Source organism: Microbulbifer maximicatervae (SeqCode), assembly GCF_052467065.1.
Window position 1 is genome coordinate 2,082,951 of sequence record NZ_CP174299.1, and the last position, 19,451, is coordinate 2,102,401.

General features: G+C 44.9%; 17 protein-coding genes. 10 read left to right on the forward strand and 7 right to left on the reverse strand.

Going from position 1 to position 19,451, the window contains the following annotated elements; translation table 11 throughout:
• Positions 1-10: 10 nt before the first annotated feature.
• The 10 genes from ACJJI1_RS09235 (at position 11) to tssH (ending at position 12,926) form a co-directional block, all read left to right on the forward strand.
• Positions 11-736: a SapC family protein gene (locus ACJJI1_RS09235; RefSeq protein ID WP_444959153.1), complete on the forward strand. Its 726-nt coding sequence runs from the start codon at positions 11-13 to the stop codon at positions 734-736.
• A gap of 151 nt (positions 737-887) precedes the next feature.
• Positions 888-1,658, forward strand: a complete 771-nt coding sequence (locus ACJJI1_RS09240; protein WP_444959154.1) for a hypothetical protein — start codon at positions 888-890, stop codon at positions 1,656-1,658.
• 178 nt (positions 1,659-1,836) lie between these two features.
• The gene (tssA, locus tag ACJJI1_RS09245; RefSeq protein ID WP_413664114.1) at positions 1,837-3,141 is read left to right on the forward strand and encodes a type VI secretion system protein TssA; all 1,305 of its coding nucleotides are present in this window, start codon (positions 1,837-1,839) and stop codon (positions 3,139-3,141) included.
• A gap of 44 nt (positions 3,142-3,185) precedes the next feature.
• A complete protein-coding gene (tssB, locus tag ACJJI1_RS09250; protein ID WP_413664115.1) occupies positions 3,186-3,707 on the forward strand; it encodes a type VI secretion system contractile sheath small subunit in 522 nt (173 codons plus the stop codon).
• Positions 3,704-5,191, forward strand: coding sequence for a type VI secretion system contractile sheath large subunit (tssC, locus tag ACJJI1_RS09255; protein WP_413664116.1), 1,488 nt, complete (start codon positions 3,704-3,706; stop codon positions 5,189-5,191). Before tssB ends, tssC (ACJJI1_RS09255) begins: the two co-directional genes overlap by 4 nt.
• Before the next feature lie 107 nt (positions 5,192-5,298).
• Entirely contained in the window at positions 5,299-6,813 is a 1,515-nt protein-coding gene (gene tssC / locus ACJJI1_RS09260; RefSeq protein ID WP_444959155.1) for a type VI secretion system contractile sheath large subunit, read from the forward strand.
• A gap of 5 nt (positions 6,814-6,818) precedes the next feature.
• On the forward strand, positions 6,819-7,292 hold the full coding sequence (gene tssE / locus ACJJI1_RS09265) for a type VI secretion system baseplate subunit TssE (RefSeq protein ID WP_413664118.1): 474 nt from the start codon (positions 6,819-6,821) through the stop codon (positions 7,290-7,292).
• A complete protein-coding gene (tssF, locus tag ACJJI1_RS09270) occupies positions 7,292-9,121 on the forward strand; it encodes a type VI secretion system baseplate subunit TssF (RefSeq protein ID WP_413664119.1) in 1,830 nt (609 codons plus the stop codon). The genes tssE and tssF overlap by 1 nt, the downstream gene beginning before the upstream one ends.
• Positions 9,085-10,215, forward strand: a complete 1,131-nt coding sequence (gene tssG, locus ACJJI1_RS09275) for a type VI secretion system baseplate subunit TssG (protein ID WP_444959156.1) — start codon at positions 9,085-9,087, stop codon at positions 10,213-10,215. The genes tssF and tssG overlap by 37 nt, the downstream gene beginning before the upstream one ends.
• 41 nt (positions 10,216-10,256) lie before the next feature.
• Positions 10,257-12,926: a type VI secretion system ATPase TssH gene (gene tssH, locus ACJJI1_RS09280; RefSeq protein WP_444959157.1), complete on the forward strand. Its 2,670-nt coding sequence runs from the start codon at positions 10,257-10,259 to the stop codon at positions 12,924-12,926.
• Positions 12,927-13,024: 98 nt separating this feature from the next.
• Here the strand turns inward: tssH and ACJJI1_RS09285 are convergent, their stop codons facing one another.
• From ACJJI1_RS09285 to ACJJI1_RS09315, 7 genes are all read right to left on the reverse strand, one after another.
• Positions 13,025-14,179: a lipase family protein gene (locus ACJJI1_RS09285; RefSeq protein WP_413664122.1), complete on the reverse strand. Its 1,155-nt coding sequence runs from the start codon at positions 14,177-14,179 to the stop codon at positions 13,025-13,027.
• Positions 14,180-14,204: 25 nt separating this feature from the next.
• A complete protein-coding gene (locus tag ACJJI1_RS09290; RefSeq protein ID WP_444940199.1) occupies positions 14,205-14,687 on the reverse strand; it encodes a DUF6795 domain-containing protein in 483 nt (160 codons plus the stop codon).
• Between the two features lie 134 nt (positions 14,688-14,821).
• Positions 14,822-15,256: an IS200/IS605 family transposase gene (gene tnpA, locus ACJJI1_RS09295; RefSeq protein ID WP_444959158.1), complete on the reverse strand. Its 435-nt coding sequence runs from the start codon at positions 15,254-15,256 to the stop codon at positions 14,822-14,824.
• A 640-nt stretch (positions 15,257-15,896) separates the two neighbouring features.
• Positions 15,897-16,190: a PAAR domain-containing contractile injection system baseplate protein gene (locus ACJJI1_RS09300; protein WP_413664124.1), complete on the reverse strand. Its 294-nt coding sequence runs from the start codon at positions 16,188-16,190 to the stop codon at positions 15,897-15,899.
• A gap of 3 nt (positions 16,191-16,193) precedes the next feature.
• Positions 16,194-16,772, reverse strand: a complete 579-nt coding sequence (locus tag ACJJI1_RS09305; protein WP_413664125.1) for a DUF6931 family protein — start codon at positions 16,770-16,772, stop codon at positions 16,194-16,196.
• 13 nt (positions 16,773-16,785) lie between these two features.
• A complete protein-coding gene (locus ACJJI1_RS09310; protein ID WP_444959159.1) occupies positions 16,786-18,693 on the reverse strand; it encodes a type VI secretion system Vgr family protein in 1,908 nt (635 codons plus the stop codon).
• A 164-nt stretch (positions 18,694-18,857) separates the two neighbouring features.
• Complete coding sequence (locus ACJJI1_RS09315) at positions 18,858-19,346, reverse strand: Hcp family type VI secretion system effector (RefSeq protein WP_444940196.1); 489 nt, start codon at positions 19,344-19,346, stop codon at positions 18,858-18,860.
• Positions 19,347-19,451 lie beyond the last annotated feature (105 nt).

The window sequence follows — 19,451 nt, forward strand, 5'->3', positions numbered from 1 at the left end:
AGGGCACAGCGTGAGACAGCTGGTTATCTTGGATAAGAAGAAGCATCGCAATTGCAAATTAATCAAAAGTGATCTTTCCCACAGTAAGAATTCGCATATTTGCCCAATCTTATTGCCTGAATTCATACCGGTGGCGCGTGCCTGTCCTATTATATTTGCTCGATCAAAAGAGACGGGAAAGCTTGAGAGCTGTGCATTACTTGGCGTAACACCTGGAGAAAACCTTTTTTGGCAAGAGGGACAATGGCAGGGTGATTATATTCCCGCATCTATTCGCTCTTATCCCTTCTATTTAAAATATAAAGAAGGTGACTCTTCCAATGCATTTGTTTGCGTTGAATCCTCTCTATTATCTGAAGACGGAAATAGTTCTTTAGGTGTTAGGTTGTTTGAAGAGAATGGGAATCCAAGTGGTCACTTATTGGAAGCGCAGCGCCGCTTAGAGGATATCCATCTTAAAAAGACGCAGGTTTGGAAGTTTGTCGGTATTTTGCAGCGGAATAATTTGCTGGTAGAAAAAGAAATAAATATAGATTTGCCAGGTGATGTTAAGCATAAATTAACAGGTGTTTATTGTATTTCAGAGAAGAGATTGGGAGAGCTTGATTCTGCAGCTTTCCTGGAATTGCGTGAATCAGGCTGTTTGCCTTTTATTTATGCACATCTTTTCTCCTTGCAGAAGTCGACAGCTTTAAGTGCGCTGCATAAAAAATTTCATGCGAAAATTCTTCACTGATATTAAGAGTGGACTTTTACTTTTCATCTATGGATTTATTGATCAGAACGTTAATTTAAGAAAACCTATAAAGTTTGATTGAATTGAGATAATTGTATTAGAGGTTCTGGTTGTAAAGTGAGTATCAGAGCAGGAAGCTAAGGTTACTGATATGTCTTACAGAATAATTTTTACTGGAGAGATAAGAGGTTCTGTAGAGCGGCGCTATGCAATTGCTGCATTGGGGCGTGAATTTGGTTTGGGCTTTAGTCAAATAAAAGGACTGCTGACTGGGGCAAAATCTCAAATCAAGGCTACGGAAGATAGAAGGGAAGCCTGCCAGCTAATGAAAAAGTTCTGGGAGGCGGGATGGCATACTCAGCTCTGCTTGGGTGATCAATTAATACACTGTACTGAAAAGTCTAGTAATTGTGGTGACCCTCCGTTACCTCCGGCTCTAGAATTTTTGGAAAGTACTGATGGCACAGTTTCTATTGGTATTCCAGCCGGTTGGCAAGGGTTTGACAATCTGAATAGGGAAGCTGTGATTCAGGCCGGAAGTTCAGAGCTAAGTCGCTATTTGATCGTACTAAAGCAAGATCGATCTCTGCTTCCCCATGATTTGTCGATTGAGCATTTCGGTAAAGCACAAATACATCAGTGTCTGACTAGAGTGGAAAATGGCGTTATTATATCCGGGCCTGAACCACTGATAAGTAACAGTCAAAATGGCCATATTTATGAGATGTCTGCTGAGGTTGTAAAAACACCAGTTCGCTATTTGGTCACTTTCTTTCAGAGTCCGGATAGTTTCTATTCTGTGTTTTTGTGGTCATCTCTTGAGAACTTTGAAAAGAGTAGGTCTGAGTTTTTGCATATTTTTGCCACATTTAAACTTGTGACTAGTATGGGGAGTTGCGATTCAACAGCAGTTCCTATGTAATGGCTTGGAATAAGAAGCCAAAATCTAACAAAAATAAATAGCGTAAAATTGTCAACTGAACATGTTTTTTAAAGTAATAGGTACCAAGCGCATTATTTGCCTTGATTAGATATCTACAACGTGTACTCTTCTCAGAATTCTGATTAAAGGATTTGATTCGGTATAAGGGCCTTTTTTGATGGCATTCCCAAACACGATAAATATCGATGAATTAGTTGCTCCAATCTCAGAGGATAATCCCGTAGGGGAAGATATCCGAGAAGATCGTTCGCCAACTTCTGATTATTACTCGATCAAAGATGCTCGCAACAGTGCAAGAGCTGCTGAACGCTCCGCAATGTTCGATGATGCAGATACAGACCTACTCGCACCTTGGAGGGATGTAGCAAAAGCTGCAGAAAATATCCTAGGGAAAAAGAGTAAGGACTTGGAGGTTGCCAGCTGGTATACCGAGGCCTTGATTCGCTTACATGGCTTTATTGGCTTGAGAGATGGCCTGCAGGTGATTGACTCGTTAGTAGAGCAATATTGGGAAGGTCTGTATCCCTTACCAGACGAAGACGGCCTTGAAACAAAAGTAGCACCCCTGACAGGTTTGAATGGTGATGGTGGTGATGGCACCTTGCTAATGCCTATTCGCAGTGCCGGTATTACTCCCGAAGGGGATTATGGGGACTATTCATTCTTCCAATTCCAACAGGCTCGGGATGCTGACAGAATTGCAGATGACGATGCTAAGGCTGCTCGAATAGAAACGCTGGGTTACAACCTTGAGCAGATTGATCAATGTGTAAACAGTGCGAGTGGTGAATGGGCTCAAAACCTCGTCCAGACAATCGAGGCAGCGCTGGGGCACTTTAAGACCATAAATGATAGCCTGCGACAAAGCTGCGGCCATGATGCCCCCCCGTCCACGAATATTTCATCTCTATTGGATGAGGTGTTGCGGACAAGCCGTTTTATTTATAAGACGCACTTGGAGTCTATGGAGCAGACTCAAGAAGATGTGGCGCCTGAATCGTCAGAAGAGCCTGCTGGGGAAGTTCAAGCTGGAAATGCAGCTGCAGCAGCGGTTACTTCTGTAGCTGCCTCTGCTGTAGCTGTCCCTACCGGTCCGGTAGTGTCCAGAGAAGATGCCTTAAAATTGCTTGAGCAGGCGGCAAAGTATTTTCGTACCTATGAGCCGCATACGCCGCTGGCGCCCGGCCTGGAGAGGCTGATAGGCTGGGGACGAATGACCGTTTCACAATTGATGTCTGAATTGCTACCTGATGATCAGTCGAAGGCGCTTTACTCCCAATTGACGGGAGTTCGTCTCGATGGCACGGATACACAAAAATATATAACCCCACCAGTGACTACAAGTGGCACGTCATCAGCTCCTGCGGTTGCCGCAGATACACCTACTGAAAGTGTATCCGCGCCAGTCTCTGATGAAGGTTGGGGTGAGCAACCGCAAGAAGAAGCCAGCACTGGTTGGTAATTAACTGAGAACAGCAGTCCCTAAAGTCGGAAAGGAGACCTTAGATGTCTGAAAGCATCCACAACAAACTTAAGCGCGTGCGTAAGCCGCGTGTACATATCACTTACGATGTTGAAACTAACGGAGCCGAAGTCAAAAAGGAGCTTCCTTTTGTGGCGGGTGTTATGGGTGATTACTCTGGTGATAATGCCGAGAATCGCAAGGCACTGAAAGATCGTAAGTTTATCCAAATTGACCGCGATAACTTCAACGACGTAATGGGTAAAGTAAACCCAAAGTTGAACTTGCAGGTGGAAAACACCCTGACTGGTGACGGTAGCAAGATGGCTGTTGATCTCGACTTCAACAACATGGACGCCTTCTCGCCGGAGCAGATTGTTGAGCAGGTTGAGCCACTAAAGCAATTGCTTGAAGCCCGTAGTAAGCTGCGTGATCTGCTGAGTAAAGCTGATCGCTCTGAGGAGCTTGAAAAAGTACTTGAGGATATTCTCAAGAGCACAGAAAACGTCAGCGCTATCTCTGACCAGTTGGGCTTGAATGAGGATAAAGGAGAGGACTCAGAATGAGCACTGAAGTAGAAAATGTTGCAGGAAGTGAAGCTGAAGAGCAATCGGCGAGTCTCCTAGATCAGGCGATTGCGGCAACTAAACAAACTGAGCCTCAAGAAGCACAAGACTTGCTTGCGAATTTGACAGAGCAAGTAATGAAAGGGACGGTCACCTGGGATCGCAACCTGACCCAGACCATCAAGAAAGCTGTTAGCGCGATTGATAAGGCAATGTCCCAGCAGCTGTCTGCGATTTTGCATGACGAGAAATTCCAGAAGCTGGAAGGATCATGGCGTGGTCTGAATCACCTGGTCATGAACTCGGAAACTGGCGCTACCATGAAAATCCGCATGCTCAATCTGAGCAAGCGCGAGCTCTTCCGCGACCTGGATAAGGCAGTTGAGTTCGACCAGAGCCAGACCTTCAAAAAAATCTATGAAGAAGAGTTTGGTACTGCGGGTGGTGAGCCATACGGCGTAATGATCGGGGATTTCGAGTTCACCAGCCACCCTGAGGATATCGAGCTTCTGAGCAAGATGTCTAATGTTGCTGCGGCTGGCTTCTGTCCGTTTGTTGCAGCCGCCGGTGCCGGCATGTTTGGTTTTGATGACTACACGGAACTTTCCAAGCCGAGAGATCTGGGTGGTATTTTTGAATCCGCCGAGTACATCAAGTGGCGCAGTTTCCGTGACAGTGACGACTCCCGTTTTGTCACCTTGGTAATGCCGCGTACCCTAGCCCGTACCCCTTATGGTGCTAACACCAAGCCGATTGAAGCTTTTGACTTCGAAGAGTTTGAAGTGGATGAAGACGGCGTTTCCCGTCCAGCAGAGCACGATCAATACTGCTGGATGAATGCTTCTTATGTTATGGGCACCACCATGACTCAAGCATTCGCTGAGAACTCCTGGTGTACTGCAATTCGCGGTGCTGAGGGTGGTGGTAAAGTAGAAGGACTGCCATCTCACGTGTTCAAGAGTGACGATGGGGATCTCGATCAGAAATGCCCCACAGAGATTGGTATTACCGATCGCCGTGAAGCGGAGTTAAGCGCTCAAGGCTTCTTGCCTCTGTGTCACTACAAGAATACGGATTACTCGGTATTCTTTGGTGCTCAAAGTGCGCAAAAGGCGAAGGCATACGATGACCCTGACGCCACTGCTAACGCAGCTATTTCTGCTCGCTTGCCTTATTTGATGGCGACCTCTCGTATTGCACATTACCTCAAGGTAATGGCACGCGATAAAGTGGGTTCCTTTATGGAAGCTGGTGATTGTGAGCGCTGGTTGAACAAGTGGATCTCCCAGTACACTAACTCCAACCCCGACGCGAGCCCTGAAATGAAAGCGAAGTACCCGCTTTCTGAGGCCCGTGTGGAAGTAAAAGAGATTCCGGGTCAGCCTGGATGTTATAGTGCGATTGCCTATCTGAGACCCTGGTTACAGATGGAAGAATTGACGACGTCCTTGCGTATGGTGGCAAATATCCCATCTGCGGGATAAGGCTCCGGGCCCGCCTCTAGGGGCGGGTTCTCTCTTCACATGGCCTTGTTCAAGGCCTGCGTTTTACCATTATTTATTCAAATAATAATTCTTGTTGGAGTATACCGGTGCCCCGTGCAGCACATGACCAAATATCGGAAGATCAATCAGATGTTCTACCGGAGAAATTGGCGAGAGGGCAGCAGAGAGAGCTTCATAAATTTCTGCAGGAACCGGATGATCTTTTTGCATTTGAATATTGGCTCACAGAATTATCCCCCTGTACAAATAGGGATAATTATTCCGTTCGCCATTATCTGAGTCGAATTATCGCCGAGTTGGACGAGCTAATCTGTGACCAGTTGAATTGTATAATTCATCACCAGAAGTTTCAGAGACTTGAAGCGAGCTGGCGGGGGCTATCCTTATTGGTGTTTGATACACCCCACGCTGAAAATATTAAAATCAAACTCTTAGATGCCAGCTGGAAAGACCTGGCGAAGGATATAGAGCGGGCCCCGGATTTTGACCAGTCTGGCCTGTTTCATCTTATATACAATGAAGAGTTTGGTACTCCAGGTGGCGAGCCATTCGGTTTGTTACTTGGAGATTATTATGTATCCCATCGGCCACTGCCTGACCACCCCTATGATGATGTCTTTACTTTGCAGGGCATCGCACATACTGCAGCTGCAGCCTTTGCACCGTTTGTTTGTGCATCAGCACCGCAACTTTTTGGTGTAGACAGCTTTTCGGATCTAGCAAAGCCTATCAATTTTTCAGAGGTGTTCCGTCAAAAAGAATACATTCGATGGAATGGCCTTCGGGACCTGGAAGACAGCCGATTTATTGCTTTGACGCTTCCTCAAGTTTTGATGAGAGAACCTTATAATCAGGAATTTTCATCCTACCGTGGTTTAAGGTTTCAGGAGCAGGTACGGGCATCCCATAACCAGAATTATTTGTGGGGGAACGCCTGCTTTGCATTGGGTGCCGTCCTGTTAAGAGAATTTAGTGAAGTTGGCTGGTTTTCACATATTAGAGGGGTTGCACGTGACCATCTGGGGGGAGGGCTGGTAACCCAGCTACCAATGGTGCCTTATAGGCCAGATAGTACTCCTGGCATGATCCGAATGGCCACGTCAATTTTGGTAACTGATTTTGCTGAGCGGGATTTAAGTGACTTAGGGTATGTATGCTTGAGTCATTGTTACGATACTCCTTACAGCGCCTTTAATAGTGTTCCATCACTTCAAAGGCCGAAGCAATACACTTCTAAAGCAGCCACGGCTAATGCGCGTATTAGCTCCATGTTACAACAAATACTTTGCGCATCCCGCTTTGCTCATTATATCAAAGTAATGATACGGGATAAGGTGGGTGCGTATATGAATGCTGCAGACTGCGAGCGGCAGTTGCAACATTGGCTGGATGAATACACAACGGGAAGGGATGACCTTTCCTGGGAAATGCAGGCTCGATACCCTCTACGGGAGTCCCGGGTGCAAGTAACGGATGAGCCAGGCAAGGCGGGTAGCTATCAAAGTGTGATTCATCTCAAGAGCCATTACACCGTTGACCATCTTGTATCTGAGCTAAAACTTACAACCGCATTGGCAACAATCGGCGTCGGAGCTACCTAATTATTATGGTTAGAGAAAAGCGATTATTGGCCCCGGTATTGGATCGATTATTACAATCATCTAGTAAATTGGATGTACATCAATCCCATCAAGTGTTGAGACAGTTGCGTGAAGGGGTGCGTCGTGATTTGGAATACTTGTTCAATACAAGATTTAAATGTATTTCCGCACCTTCAACTCATGAAAATTTAGAACAGTCGAATATTAACTACGGGTTGCCAGACCTATCAACAGTCAATCTTTCCTCTGCCGCTAGCCGAAAACAATTTTGTCGAGATATTGAAAAAACAATTTTAAATTTTGAGCCCAGAATACGTTCGGTAAAAGTAACCACCCAAGACAAAGTGGATGTCGAAGATCCTAGTATACGCTTTCGTGTTGAAGCTGTATTACATGTAAATCCAGCATCGGAAGTAATTGTATTTGATTCGGCACTCAACCCAGTTACCCAACTGGTGGATGTCTCTGAGATTATGTGATGAGTGAAAAATTAATAGATCTCTACGAGCGAGAGCTCGCATTTATTCAGCAAACTTCTGCTGAATTTGCAAAGATGCACCCTGCTGCCGCATCCCGGCTTCAGCTGGATGCAGACACAGTTGATGATCCTTTAGTAGGGCGATTGTTGTCTGGTTTCGCTTACATGAACGCTCGGGTGCAGCAAAAGCTGAGTGATGATTTTCCGGAGTTAACAGATGCAATGCTGGAAACTCTGTATCCTCATTATCTTCGTCCTATTCCCTCTTGTGCCATTGTCCAGTTTGAACCGGAAAAGGACTTGGATGCGATAACCAGGGTAGAAAGAAAGACGTTACTCGAAAGTGATAGCTTTCAAGGGCAAACCTGCCGCTTTACAACTTGTTACCCGGCAGAAATTTGTCCATTTCAGGCGGTGAGTGCCACCCTGATGCCAAGGCCATTTATTGCCCCGGGCTGTAATGATATTCAGGGCGCTAATGCAGTTTTAAAATTGTCCCTTAAAACTTTTAGCCCAAGCATTAAATTTTCTGAGTTAAACCCTGAGAGTCTCCGCTTTTTCCTTCGTGGCCAACCATCTCATATCTATAGTTTATATGACTTGCTATTAAGTAAGTGTGTAAGGTTGGTTGTTGCCAATGGGGAGAGTGATCCAAAGCCAACTTTTCTCTCTCCTGATGAAATAAGTCAAGTAGGGCTAAGTCCAGAGGAGGGTTTATTACCATATCCTGATACCGCATTCGTAGGATATCGACTCCTAACTGAATATTTTGCTTTTCCGGAAAAGTTCCTTTTCTTGGATATATTAAATATTGGTGAGGCGTTAAACGAGAGCTTTGACGATACTTTAAATCTGTATTTTTATTTATCCGAAACTCATGAAGAGTTAGAAAAACAGATTTCTCCAAGCATGTTTGCCTTGGGTTGTGCTCCGGTTGTTAATTTATTTAAACAAAGTGCAGATCCTATTCCACTTAATCACTCGCAGTATAGTTACCATGTGGTCCCTGATGCTCGTAGAAGTGATGGCTTAGAAATATACTCAGTGGATGAAGTAGCGGCAACTAATGGTGATGGAGAGACAACCAGTTACCGGCCTTTCTATGGAATTCGACACAGTCAACATCATGCTGATCAATCTGCCTTTTGGTTTAGTCGTCGCAGAGATGTGATCGAAGGAGAGCATCGGAATGAACAAGCATCTGAGATTGATATAAGCTTAGTCGATCTGGACTTTAATCCGCATAGAATTAGTGATCAGACATTAGATATTAAGTTAACTTGCTGTAATCGAAATCTGGCCAAAAAATTACCTAGTGGTAGCGCCCAACCATATTTAGAGGTTGTTGATGGTGATTTGCCAGTTAGCCGAATTAGCTGTGTGGTTTCCCCAACAGCAACTATACGGCCGCCTCGACGAGAGCGAGGGTATTGGAGGTTAATTTCCCACCTTAACTTAAATCATCTTTCCCTTTCAGGTGCAGAGGGATGTAATGCGTTAAAAGAAATTTTTAGGCTTTATGACTTCCGTGACTCTGCTAGTACGCGCAATTTAATCGAATCATTGTTAAAGCTTAACACTAAACCAGTTACTGCTCCGATTCAAATAGATCAAAGTGTAGTTTTATGTCGCGGCACGGAAGTTGAGATTGAACTTGATTCCATGATGTTAACAGGAACAAGTCCATTGTTATTTGCTAGCATCATAGAGCGTTTCCTGGGCTTATACTGTTCAATTAATTCATTTACAAAACTGATTGCCACTATGAGTGGTCGAGATGGGGAGTTGAAGCGATGGCCACCTCGCGCCGGCGAAAAAGCTTTACTGTAATTGAGCGTTTACGCCGAGAGCCTTATAACTTTGATTTTTTTCAAGCGGTAAGGCTGGTAGAGCGTGCAGTACATCTGGCAGGTACAGGTTTTAGTAAAGAACCTATAGCTAGCGCTGCCCCTCCGACTAAAGAACTGATTCGGTTTAGTGCTCAATCTGGTTTGTCTTTTGTTAGCTCGGATGTTTTACGTCTAGAGAAAAAAAATGTTGTACATGAAGAGCCCGATGAAAATGAAACTCATCAGTGGCATATGGAGGTGGGTTTTACAGGGTTAATCGGTAGTCAGGGGGTGATGCCGTATTACTTGACTGAGTTAGTGCAGAGGGAGCTTAGGGAGAACAATACGGCACTGCGTGATTTTCTGGATATGTTTAATCACCGGAGTATCTCTCTCTTTTATCAAGCTTGGCATAAATACCAGTTGCCTGTGAATTATGAACGGCAACGGCTGCAGAATTCTCGAGAGCCAGACAAGTTTACCCAGGCTCTTGCGTCCCTTGCAGGGCTTGGTACAAATGAAATGCGCTATCGAATGCCGATACCGGATGAAGCCCTTGTTGGAATGGGGGGACACCTTTCCAGTGGACGCTGTTCCGCTACCGCTTTATCCAGCATGATCAAGCATTATTTTGATTTAACGGTAAGCATCGAGCAATTTCAGGGACAGTGGGATGAGTTGCCGGATGATATTTTGTGCCGATTGCCCAGTGCTCAGGTGCCGAAGGGTATTAATAATTGCTTGGGAGTAAATACCATTCTGGGGACGCACTGCTTCCAAGCCCAGAATAAATTTCAGGTAATTATAGAGTCAATGCCTTATGAGCAATTTATGACTATTGCTCCCGGTACGAAAAAGTTGGAATCGCTTAAGGAGTTTATTCGCTTTAGTGCTGGTATTGAACTGGATTTTGAGTTGTCGGTGACACTTTCAACCAGCCAGGTGGCACCTATCCAGCTAAATAGAAAAGCTGAGAATGAACCTTTACTGGGATGGAATACTCACATGGCTAGTGAACAAGATGGTGAAAGGTTAGTACAAATAACCTTAAGTGCAGACAATATTTCACCTGATGAAGCTTTACCTGCTGCATAAGTAAAATTAACAACATTATTATTTAGGAAAGGATATTCAACGTGATCAATATCGATTTGAAGCGATTGGTTGATACCATGACTCCGCATATGCGTGACTCACTAGAGGGCGCTGCTGGGCTTTGTCTGTCACAGAACCAGTACAATGTTGAATTAGAGCATTGGTTACTGAAACTTTTGGATCAGTCTGATACTGACCTTTACCATCTGTTGGAAAAACACGACTGTAATCCAGCAAATTTTGCCAAGCAGCTGGCTACAGCGATTGCTGGATTTCGGGCCGGCAGCAGCCGTCCACCAGCCCTGTCCCCAACTATCGTAGAAGCAGCGAAGAATGCTTGGATGCTGGCTTCTATTGATTATGGACATAGAGCAATCAGTTCCGGACACTTTTTGGCTGCGCTTTTACTGGAAGAAACTTCTCGTCGCCAGATTTTAGAATCCTGCCCAGAACTGAAAGAGATAGCTCCAGAATCAATCCGCGAAACCGCTCGTGCAATGTTTGGACAAAGTGGAGAGTCTAGCCATATTAGCGCTACGGCGGATATGGATGATGGCGCAGCTGCAGTTGCTGCAGCTGCTTCTAAAGCTCCGGCTCTGGACAAATATACAATCAATTTAACTGAAAGAGCGAAGAAGGGAGAGATTGACCCTGTACTTGGTCGTGATGAGGAAATACGCCAATGTATCGATATCCTAACCCGCCGGCGCCAAAATAATCCAATCCTGACTGGTGAAGCAGGTGTTGGTAAAACTGCTGTCGTTGAAGGTTTTGCTCTTCGAATAGCTAGTGGTGATGTACCTGAGCCATTGCGCGGTGTAGCCGTACGCACGCTTGACTTGGGACTTCTCCAGGCTGGCGCCAGTGTAAAAGGTGAGTTTGAAAACCGCTTGAAGTCTGTAATTTCAGAAGTGCGAGCATCTGCAACGCCAATTATTCTATTTATTGATGAAGCACACACCATGATTGGCGCGGGTGGTAAAGAAGGGCAAGGAGATGCTGCTAACCTCCTGAAGCCTGCACTGGCACGCGGTGAATTACGTACTTTAGCCGCCACAACCTGGGCGGAATATAAGAAATATTTTGAACGAGATCCTGCTCTGACCCGTAGATTCCAGGTAGTAAAAGTTGAAGAGCCTGATGAGAGCAACGCGATTGATATGATGCGTGGTATTGCAACCTCGTTGGAGGAGCACCATAAAGTACGCATACTGGACGAAGCTATCATAGCTTCGGTCAAATTATCTCATCGTTATATTCCGGGGCGCCAATTGCCAGATAAGTCTGTTAGCTTACTGGATACGGCCTGCGCGCGTGTCGCTCTCAGTCAGTCTGCTACTCCTGGGGCGATTGAAGATGCTCGTATCAATATAGATCGCACTAATACTACCCTGGCTAAACTTGAGCGTGAAAACGCGGCAATGGGTGAGCATGAGGAGCAACTGGCAGAGCTAAAAGAGTTTAAAGCTTCTGAAGAAAAGCGTTTGGAAGTTCTCGAGCAGCAACTGCTTAAAGAGAACGAGCTAATCGGACAGATTCAGCAACTCCGCGATCAGATCGATATAGAGTTTATGAAGGCCCAAGGTGGCGAAGGTGAAGATACACCCGACGAGGCCTTATTAACCGACTATCAGCAGCAGCTCAAAACATTAACTGCGGATTTGGAAGTTATCCAGGGGGATACCCCGTTAATGCAGCCAGCTGTTGATGAACAGGCTATTGCCGCAGTAGTTGCCAACTGGACTGGAATTCCTGTCGGCAAGATGGTTAGCGATGAAATTATTGCTGTGAAAACTTTGGCAGAGCGCCTGAATAAACGTGTTATTGGTCAGCCCCATGCTATCGAGGCTGTCGCTCAGGCAATTCGCACTTCTCGAGCAGGCTTGACAGACCCGCGTAAACCGGTGGGTGTATTTATGTTCTGTGGTACTAGCGGTGTAGGTAAAACAGAGACAGCCCTTGCCTTGGCTGATGAGCTGTTTGGTGGTGAGCAAAATATCACGACCATCAATATGGCTGAATTCAAGGAAGAGCATAAAGTATCTATGCTGTTGGGCTCTCCTCCCGGCTATGTAGGTTACGGAGAGGGCGGTGTTCTTACCGAAGCTGCACGCCGTAAGCCTTATTCGGTAATCTTATTGGACGAGATGGAAAAAGCTCACCCAGGTGTACAAGATGTCTTCTATAACCTGTTTGACAAGGGGACCATTAAAGACGGTGAAGGAAGGGATATCGACTTCAAGAATACCGTAATAATTATGACCTCCAATGCAGGGGAGGATGCAATTAGAGCTATCTTCAATCAGGTAGAAGAAAAGCCCGAGCCAGATGTATTGATGGACAATATCCGCCCACATCTGCTACAAAAATTCAAGCCTGCTTTCCTCGGTCGAGCAAATGTGATTGCTTATTACCCTCTCGATGATGAGAATCTGGTAGAGATTTGCAGAATCAATATGCGTAAGATTGAAAAGCGCGTTCACGAGCATTACGGAGCTTCCTTTAGCTATGACGAGGATGTTTTGATTAACATTGTTGCTCGTTGCCACGAAGCTGATACAGGTGCTCGTAATATTGAAGTTATTCTGAACAAAACATTATTGCCGGAATTGGCTAGTGAATGTTTGGATAAAATGGCGCGTGGTGAAGAAGTGAAGGCAATTAAAGTATCCGCAACGGAAGAAGGGGACTTTAGTTACACAGTAGAATAGAGAATTGTATATAAGCCCGGCAGTGATATTGATGAAAAATCATTGCTGGGCTTGGTACCACTAATAACCATATAGATACAACTGGTCTTAAGAAATAATTACTGGTTTGGTCTTCCTGCCCTCATTACTAAGTCAGAAACAGCGCGGTGCATACGTAGAAATACCATACGAATAAAGGAAACCGTGATATCAGTACCTTCAACAATAGTAAGTCCGATTAGCTGTGCCAGCCTACGGATAAGTCGTAAAATCCAAAAAGAGATATCCTTACTAATCTGGTAAGCTTTGTGTAGAAATATTGCAAGTCTATCTAGAAGTGTAAAGGTTGTCCCACCGGTCACGATTAAAGAAATTCCTGCAAGATGAGTGATCTTCTTGAGCACCCAAAGCAATGCCTCCCCAGCTATCCATGCCGTATTCATAGTTAGTGAGAGAATACCATCAGATCTCAACCATGCTTCAACACTTTTTTCTAGGCTACCTTTAGGTTTTCTGAGTTTTACATCATCCCAATCCAAACCTGTTCCGTTGGGAGAAACAGACTTTATATAAGTCTTACTGCTATGGTTTGTTCCTGGGTTGAGGCTTGGGGTTGGCAGTTCAAAGTCTCCAGTCCCACCATTTGGAACGTGGATAAATGGCCAGGTAGGCACCATAGGAACAGGATCAGCACGATGATAAACGCGATAAATATTCTCAGCCTTCAGTTTCCTTTTGCAGCCACTGGCGAAGTGATCAAGTCCCACTCGAGGGCTGCCAAATGTATACAGCTTTACAGATTTACCTGTATGTGATGAAAGCCAGTCTGCAGCAAGAGTTGCTAATGCACCACCAAGACTATGTCCAACGCAATGGATTGTATGAATGTCTTTTGGAAGATTTCGAGCAAAGTTTTCCAGTTTAGGTAAAAAAGATTCAAAAGTATAAAAAAAACCTTGATGGACAGCCCCCCCAGTATGAAATCTTTTCACACCAGCATTTAAGTCTGTTAATACATCATATAGGCTGTCAGTACCTAGTATGCTTACAAAAGCTTGTCCTTTATATTGTTTTTTTCCCGAAAGTACTATGCCTCTTGTGTCTGTACTTTTTATTAGGACAAGAGCACCGGCTTCCCCATTGAATTTGCTTGACAATTCTTCATCAATTTCAAAATCATCTTTATAGGCATCAAAGAAAAGTTCCCGGGTATTAGGTTCTTTAACAAGATATGTGTCAGCAGCAAGTTTAGCGCTGTATTTTGGGCTGAGCATAGTGTTGCCATCCTTGTTTCTTAGTTTAGGTAAATTTGCAGGAGGTTTTTAAATATGAATCAAAAACCTCTTCTAGTTGTAATTCGTCTGAAAGTTCACAGGTTAAGTTAAAGGGCTTTCCATCAAGTTCTGAGTTTTCTTCCGGGTGTCTTTTTGCGTATACCCAGATTTTGTAGGAATGATCATTATGCTCAACTGTAATTTTCTGGGCAGACACAAACTCAACTGGCAATACCTGTGTTAAAGAGTTAGCAAATTTGGATGGAAGAATTGCTACTCCATCCTCATCGGATGTAAATGTATCTATCCATTCTTTTTGCCATTGTATGGAGCGTGTGATCTTAGCCCCTGATACAGGCTCGCCATTTAGGGTTAACTTGATTTTCATTTCTGAAAATGTACAAGCTTTAAAGGGGTTGAATGAAGCCATAGCGTTAGTCCCTCCAGGTGATATGGCAATTAATAAAAAAGATATTAAAAATAATTTAAATTTATATTTTTTTTGCATGGTAAAAACCCTCTGGCCATTTTGGCTAAAGTGATTATTTTCTGGTTGGTTGTGATCTTTACTTATATTTCGGCCCTAAATCAGCAATCACCCGCATAGCGGGTGGTATGGTGAAAGCCCCCAGAGGGGGCTTGTTACAATCCCGCCAATTGCATCTGCTCTTGCCGGCGTTCTTCAACCTCTTGATTCTTGATGTACTCTCGAATCATCTGCTCATCAAGCACTACTGTACTCACGCAGTAGCCCCGAGCCCAAAAATGTCTTCCTGTGAAATTTCTCTGTACATGCTTGTACTTCCGAAATATCCGGATCGCAGATTTCCCTTTCAGAAACCCAACCGTATTGGAAACACTTAACCTGGGAGGAATCATTAACAACATATGAATGTGATCCCTCATTGCGTACCCCTCGACCAACTCAATGCCTTTTTGACGACACAAGTCTCGGAATATTGCTCCAATCTCACGTCTCAATGCCCCAAATAACGCTTTCTTTCGATATTTGGGCACAAATACCACATGGTACCTGCAATAATGTTTCACGTGAGCTTGGCACTGCCAATCTCGCATATGGCCTCCTTAAAGAACTTGCCGGTTCATGGAGGCCATATTTTTACTCTGCACGCCGGAACGGCAGAGCCTTGTCAAGTCTCACCGCCAGAGGCGGTGGTTTACCCATGTATTAGTTAAGTTTATTGATAAAGGCTCGTCGAAAATATATTGTTAATGAAAATTTATTGTGTGAAATATTTTAATTAGTGATCTGTAGGTTATATAAACATATTATTTATATTTGATTGGTAATTCTGTGCTATTTTTAGCTGAATAAAGTTGTTTAATATTTCCGGTTCTTAGGTTGGTTTTCCTAGGTCCGTGCAAGACATGCATTAATATGCGAGTAACGACTTTTGGGTTTAAAGTAATTGTGTTAGATAGCTAGCTTCTCCATTGCGGTCGGCTAAATATCCTAATAAAAGAGGAGGTCACTTTTAGTACACAGAAGTATTGTCTTGTGTACTAGGGCCTATATTTTAAGCCGTTATCTTTATTCAGCGGATATGGTGTGGCAGAGAGATGCCCACTCGGTGAGAGTGGGCTTGTGTGAATACTCTTAACCATAGATATGGGGTGATCTTAATTGGATAACACCAGTTTCCAATTTATCTATGCCGGCACACCGAACTTAGTTAGCACGCGGGATGGACCTATTTTATCCACCTATCAATACTGTAGGGCAACCGATGACTATTTTTCCACCATGCCCTGTGGTATCTCCCATCCTTGCTGCGGGTTTCTTTTGCAACATTACTGTAGTGCTTCCCATAGCGACCGTATCAGGCGGTCCAACACAGGTACAGGTGCTACCAACGGTTGCTGAAGGCATCCCACCGATGATAACAGTGGGTGCTCCTGGGCTTACTACTGGGCCACCCACATGAGGTACTGTGCCGGTGACCATTGGGCATACATGCATATCTCCAATACGGGAGGCTGGCTTACCCATAGTTTATCCCTCAACCCTACCGTTTCCGCCTCGTGCTAGATCGAGACCTTGTTCCATATAGCGCATGAACCTTTTGTTTGGATCGACTGGGTCAGATAGCACGGCAGCAAGGGTAACACTGCCTGCGACTGCATGAGCATAAAGGTGTTCTGGCGGCTCTACTACCGGCTCACCTTCGGCTGCTAAGCTCCCATGACACCAACTCGCTGCAGTAGCCGCCCAGCTCGCTGGAGTTTTATGTTTTGTTTTATCGCCGAATAGTTTGCAGCGTAAGCGGGCTTCTTCACTGGGCTTTTTTGCCCAAGTCTCAGCTGCATTAAGCGCATTCACATTGTCATCGTCAGTTTGAGGGCCTTGGATATCTCGGGCCGCGAGGCAAGCCCACCACACGGCTTCCCGCTTTGGTAGGCCATGAGCAAGCAACTTGATCGCGTCTGGAAATAGGCCTGCTTCCACAAGGCGGTTTATACTGACTTCTGGCGCTGTATCCGGTACCAGATGATCTTCTGCCTCGTCACTAACTTCAAAATTCTTAAGTAGCTCATCTGCGGTGAGAGCTTCTACTTTAATGAGGTCTGTCATTGGTATATCCCCATCAGTTAATCATGGTTACGCCGCCTTTCAGGGTCAGCATTCCGCCACCTTTAACTTCTGCAGTAGCGTCGCCCTTACAGGAAAGCATTGTTCCTTTGATGGTGATACCAGCTGGAGTCAGTTTAATACTGCTACCGCCGACTTTTAATTCAATGGATGCTTTGGAGGAAATCTTAATTGCACCCATTGCATCAGTAGTTTGAGAACCTTTACTGACCTTGAGTGTGTGATTTCCTGACCCGATAGTTACAACTTGATTGCCTTTACTGACATTGAGTTTCTGATCACCTTTTGAGATGGTGACAACTTCACTGCCATCGGTAACCGTAATAGTCCGGTCTTGCTTAACCTCAAGGGTTTGTTTGTTCTCTATCTTACCTGTTTGGTCATTATGGACGACAAAGTTATGGTCTTTGCCGGCTTCCATATAAAGCTCTTCGCTTCCGCCTTTGTCATCAAATCGAAGTTCGTTAAAGGCGCTACCGTCATACTCAGTTTTCCAGCCGCTTTGAGTCGCAGTGTAGTTGGGACCAGGATTATCGCCGTTATATACGGCTCCAGTTATCAGTGGTCTATCTGGATCACCATTAATATAAGTAACAATAACTTCTTGATTGACTCTGGGGACAAAGTTGGCGCCCCAGTTTTTTCCGGCAAATGACTGCATCACCCGTACCCAACAGCTGTTCTGCTGTGAATTCCATGGGAACTTGACTTTGATTTGGGTGTAGGGGTCTTGTGAACTGTCAGAAGTGGTGGCCTTAACTTCAAGAACGCGTGCGACTTGCGGAGAGTGTACTTTCTTCGCAAAAATATTTGGCTCAGGTCTTGGAGTTACTGATGATGGGATGCAACTGAAAGTATTGTGGAAATGTGTTTCCGCACTATTGCCGTCTGTAGCAGAGATATGTACGGAAGTAATCAGGTACTTCCCTTTCTCTGACGATATTGTGTGGTCAAAATTAAAACGGCCGCCAGCTGTGAATGAAGGGCAGTCACTGCGCCCATGGCTCACATCGAATAAAGCTTCTTGCGCTTCCATTGAACGCTCGGCTAGCGCCTTATGGTAGCTATCTGTAAATTTGTGCTTATTTTCACCGTCAGCCTGAAAATGGTTTAGCCCATAAAGACCGCGCATATAATTGCTGACATCATTTAGTTGGCTGGTAGTTTTAACTTGCTGTTTATTATCTTTTGTTGCGGTGAACTCACAATAATCTTTCAGTTCAAAGCCGCCACCATGATAATTGAAATTTCGCTGCCAGCTACTTACAGTATTTTTTGTCGGATGACTGCCGCTCCCATCGTACTCTATCTGTTCGCTTTCACAGTCATAGAAATCCTGGCTATCATCACAAAGTACAAGTTCGTGTTGCCCATTTGAGTGCTTGAAGTAATAGGAGATACCTTCTTCAGCCATAAGGCGATTGATGAATTCAAAATCGCTTTCATCAAACTGCACGCAATATTCACGAGTTATGTATTCAGCATTTAATTTAACGCTTAGCTTTATAACTTTGCTGTACTCGCCCAAAACTTCTTCAAGAATCTGTTTGGCAGATTTCTTTTCAAAAATTCTGTTGGAGCCCCCGAGGCTGGTAAACCAAAGGCCAGGTTGAATTGTGGCGCTATAACTTCGCACTCCCTCAGCGTTAACATCGCGCAGAGAAAGTTGAGTAACGTAACCATTGATATAGCGAGGAGCTTCTGAGTGGTGTACAGAAACGGTAACGGCCTTGCCGACGATATCTTTCTGGCTTATTGCATGGTCATCGGATAGGAGCTGAAGCTCATAGCGGAAGAGTTTGGATATATGTTCTTCGCCTTGCAGGCTGGCAGCGATTACCGCATCCGTGCCGAGCGGGCTGTCGACTTTAATCAGTCTTCTATCTTGATTTAATGTAGTCATGGGCAGCCCCTACTATCCCTACGGTGCCTTGGAGAATAGTACTAGTTATTATACATTCAGTTATTTAGCTGAAAACTCAATAAGCGCTCAGCTAAATAACTGCTAAATAATGGTCTGCAGAATTTCCTGCAGACCATTGTATATGCAGATCAGATTCTGCTGGCTTACAGCGGCTTGGCTGTTTCCAGGTCGTATCCAACACGCATATTTTTGGGGTTCTTGTTGGTCTTGTCTGCGTGGTTGAGGTCCGCTTCGATTTTAGCGTAGCTCAGGGATACAGATTCAGCCGGAGCGCCACCAGCGGAAGCGCCGATGCTGTAGGAGGAAATCAGGGTGTTTTCCAGTTTGTACACTGCGTACTTCTCTACAGAGTTAGCACCGGTTTGTACTACGTGGATCTCAACGGTAACACCTTCGTCACCAGTTACAGAGGATTTGAACAGACCGCCGGAAGCAGCGTCGATGCGCTTGGTGAAGCTTACTTCGCTCAGGCTCGGACGAGAAGCTTCACGGTTTGACATTGCGCCAGCTTCCATGGTAATGCCGCGGCCAACACCGAAGTTGAAGCTGTCAATTTCGATCCAGTCCTCGTAGCCAGAAGCAGTAACATTGCCTTTGATGGCTTTGTTGTTGAAGTTCATGTAAATAGCCATGGGATGTCCCTCATTATTTGGCGTGTGATGTTGGTGGTTAATCCCTTACCACCGCGATTCGCAGTAGTTCAGGTGGTCGTCGCGGTGGCAACTGTGATGATTTAA